Annotated in this window: 1 protein-coding gene; it reads left to right on the top strand. The window is 57.4% G+C overall.

Annotation, left to right across the window (positions count from 1 at the left end):
- Window positions 1-925: 925 nt before the first annotated feature.
- Window positions 926-1,618, top strand: a complete 693-nt coding sequence (locus G5S38_RS15440) for an AlbA family DNA-binding domain-containing protein (RefSeq protein ID WP_165070532.1) — start codon at window positions 926-928, stop codon at window positions 1,616-1,618.
- Window positions 1,619-1,686 lie beyond the last annotated feature (68 nt).

Genomic DNA, 1,686 nt, shown 5'->3' with positions numbered 1-1,686 from the left:
CGGTCATCGTGATGATGCCTTTCGAGTCGAGGTAAGAGACTTCTCGAAGGATCACACGGTGACCGCGTCCACGTCTTCACGACGAGCCGGGCCACCGCGGCTACACCACTATGCGGGACTCAACTCTTAAGGAGTGCCCATACCCCGTCACCATAGCTATCTATGGTGCCCTTCGCTGGTACATGGATCACGACAGCCGGTACGCAGAACAATGGAGTGTTGCAGAACTGAACGCACTATTTCGTGCGTTCTTCTGGCGTAATTCACTGTCAGCGCGTTACGACCAAGGTTTCTTGAGCCAGAGCTCCACCGACATTCGGGTCCTCAAGGAGATTCTTTTCCGTCGCGCGCAAGCAGCATCTGCAAACGCCTGGGCCACCGACGCGAACAGCGCACTCGAGTCACTGCTTAAGATGCCCGTTCCAGAGGCTGACCGGCTTCGGAAGCTTCTTCTCGATGCGAAACCTGCCGGAGCGCTTGGTCGCGCCCTAACCCTACTCGTGAGGACAAAACCCACTAATGACCTTTTGGACCCGACCGTTTCTCTGGCATTTCCAAGTGACAAGCCGGTTGAGCTTCATCACATCTACCCGCAGTCGTGGTGCGCAAACAATCAACATGGGGAGTTAGGGAAAGTCCTTGACCCCAACAAGGCAGAGTTTGAGTTCGCGAAATCGGTCGCCAATCTCACCCCCCCTCACCCGAGAGCAACAATGCCTGGAAAGCGAAGGTTCCGGGTCAAGCGCTCGCAGACCGGGAAGTCAGTTACGAGATCGCGAAGTCGCGACTAGCCTCTCATTTCATCTCGAAGCAAACATTCGGGACCCTTACTGCCGAGGTACCTGACCCTCTTGCCTTCTGGGAAGCCCGAGCCGACGAGATTGCTGGCAACCTCGTCGCCCATTGCGCCGTGGACCTCTGAGTAATGAAACCGGTGTTCCCGCCCCGCTTCGCCGCTTTGGTCGTAGAGGCGTACCGGGTCGGAGCCGAAACCACGCTTGATGACTTGGCGTCAAGGCTGGAATTAGGTGAGGGCGACGCGCTTGAGGCGGCCTTGCAAGTGCTCGATGCTGTACGTCAATTCGACCTCGAGATAGACCCCAATATTAGATACGGGACTCTTGACTCGCCCCGGGTATTGAGACTGATTTCCAGTCCCGACACGACAGAACAGCGGGTCCTCGCTCTTCTGGAGTCAGGCGAAGGCCCAGCAGTCGAGTACAAGAGCTCGCTCCTGGCATCGATGCACCACTGGAATAAGCAGAGCGAGTTGTTCGCTCTTCCGGCACTCCCGGGGGAAGTGCTCAAAACGATTTGCGCATTTCTGAATTCAGAGGGCGGGGATCTGCTGATCGGCGTGAACGATGGTGGCGAAGCTTGTGATGGGATCGCTGTGGACCTCCAGCTCAAAGGGTGGAACCTGGATAAGTGGCAACTCCACCTCGCAACCCTGATTAGGGATAGGTTCCATGATGGCATCATGATCTGGCCATACGTTCGGATCTACACATGCACGATCTCTGGGAACTCTGTGGCTCATGTTCAGGTTCTCGCGCGATCCGGTCAAGTCCCCGGTGGTGGTGTAGCGGTGTCCTTCGGTTTGGGGGTTAGGCGCTGAGTCCGAGGGCGGGTTCGGTGGTCACCTCGGTTCCGGTGTCGGGGACGAGGGTGAGGCGGGATCTGGCG

Source organism: Marisediminicola senii (assembly GCF_011057645.1).
GTDB lineage: Bacteria > Actinomycetota > Actinomycetes > Actinomycetales > Microbacteriaceae > Marisediminicola > Marisediminicola senii.
The sequence above is the reverse complement of the archived record's forward strand: the minus strand, read 5'-3'. Positions and strand labels throughout refer to the sequence as shown.

Coding starts and splice junctions, on each gene's coding strand:
- G5S38_RS15440 (WP_165070532.1), top strand. CDS start 926: ATGAAACCGGTGTTCCCGCCCCGCTTCGCCGCTTTGGTCGTAGAGGCG.